The sequence below is a fragment of the Candidatus Cloacimonadota bacterium genome, from assembly GCA_011372345.1.
Lineage (GTDB): Bacteria > Cloacimonadota > Cloacimonadia > Cloacimonadales > TCS61 > DRTC01.
Map to the genome: position 1 here is coordinate 1 of DRTC01000562.1, position 1,755 is coordinate 1,755.

Below are 1,755 nucleotides of genomic sequence, written 5' to 3' on the forward strand. Positions count from 1 at the left end.
ATTCTGATTTCTCTTATAAAGTTTTTTTCCCGAAGAATCTCCCGCGTTTACCTTCTGAAAATACTTTTCTACCCGTTACTAAACTCCGTTTAGTAATGCTATGTTTTAGAAACTTTGTTTCTTTTTTTATAAGATATTTCATAACAGAATTTTTATTAACTTGCATTCCCACTGGAGTTTGGGAACGAGAAGAAAGAGCAAAAAATTATAGATTCTTCATTAGAAAAAGCAAGAAGAAGTTTCGGAATGACAAGTTTTTCTATAAATTTGCCAAATTTTTGAAATTTGGCAAATTTAATATCTCACTTTATCTTCTCGATAATTTCCAAGGCGATCTTCAACGCTCTCATGCCATCGACTCCACTGACGAGCGGATTTATTCCAGCTTCAATCGTTTGAATGAATGACTCCAGTTCGACAGTCAAAGCATCCTTTTCGCGATTGGAAGCATCCACCTCTAAAATATCCACAACATCATTAACATCGACTTCATCATATTTTCCCCTGATTAACTTAGGAAGAACTTTATAAAGTTTCTTTGATTTTTTGATAAAAGTCGCTTTCCGGTTCTGGAAATCGAGAGAAAAATATCCGTCCTTCTGGAAAAAACGAAGTTTCCTCGAACTTTTCATGGAAATCCTGCTGGCAGTAACATTTGCTACAGCTCCATTTTCGAATTCCAGTCGAGCATTTGCAATATCGATGCTTTTCGTCATGATCCCGGCACCGCTTGCCCGGATTTCTTTTACTTCACTTTTGATAAAAGACAGTACCAGGTCGATATCATGTATCATCAGATCGAGAATAACCGGAACATCGACTGCCCTCGCATTGAAAGGAGCAATGCGATGACATTCCGCAAACATCGGATTCTTTATTTTTTCTGCAACTTCCATTACCACCGGATTGAATCTCTCAATATGTCCAACCTGAATTTTCAGACCTCTTTTTTCCGCCAGATCGACGAGTTCTTCCGCCTGCCGCAATTCCGATGTGATCGGCTTTTCAATAAATGTATGCACACCTTTTTCCAGAGCCATCTTTGCCATTTCATAATGAAACGAAGTTGTGACTACAATGACGATCGCTTCTATCTTTAAAAGCAGGTTTTCATAAGAATCAAATGCTTTGACCTTCAGTTCTGATGCAGTTTTCTTCAAATGATCAGTATTATTATCATAAATGCCGATCAAATCACATTGTCCGCTTTTCTTCAAGATACGGGCATGATTCTTCCCGAACTGCCCGACACCCGCAACTCCAATTTTTATCATTAATATTCCATCCTGTTAAACTACAAAATAACAAACATCGGACTTAAATTTCAAATTGAATTTCAGGTGTCAAGAAAAGAAATTCCGAAAAAGAAATTCCAGAAAACATTTTCTTTTCTTGACAATCAAAATCTAAAAAGAAAATTAAGCAAAGAAATTTCTGGAGTTTAAAATGCGATCGATAGACAGAATAGATATGAATAAAAAAAGACCAATCCCAACCTACATCAAACTCATATTGTTAGTAGCTGTAATTTTTGGAATATCACTCAGGAATTGCTGGAAAAAGAACGAATCTAAAAGTCTCCGAATTTCAGAAATAGAGATCACTGAAGTTACTTCCGGTAATGTGGATGTGAAATTTACAGTTACAAATCATTCAAAAGTTTATTTAAAAAAACCGATTTTAATCAAAGTTTTCACAAATTCAGGGGAAGAACTTACCAGTAAGATCACTCAAATAGAAATCGAACCGCAGAAT

General features: G+C 35.8%; 2 protein-coding genes. One reads left to right on the plus strand and one right to left on the minus strand.

Annotated features, from left to right (window positions below; genetic code table 11):
- Window positions 1-302: 302 nt before the first annotated feature.
- On the minus strand, window positions 303-1,274 hold the full coding sequence (locus ENL20_10750) for a Gfo/Idh/MocA family oxidoreductase (protein ID HHE39033.1): 972 nt from the start codon (window positions 1,272-1,274) through the stop codon (window positions 303-305).
- A gap of 172 nt (window positions 1,275-1,446) precedes the next feature.
- Between ENL20_10750 and ENL20_10755 the strand changes: the two genes are divergently transcribed.
- The coding region (locus ENL20_10755) for a hypothetical protein (protein HHE39034.1) at window positions 1,447-1,755 on the plus strand (309 nt) is incomplete at its 3' end.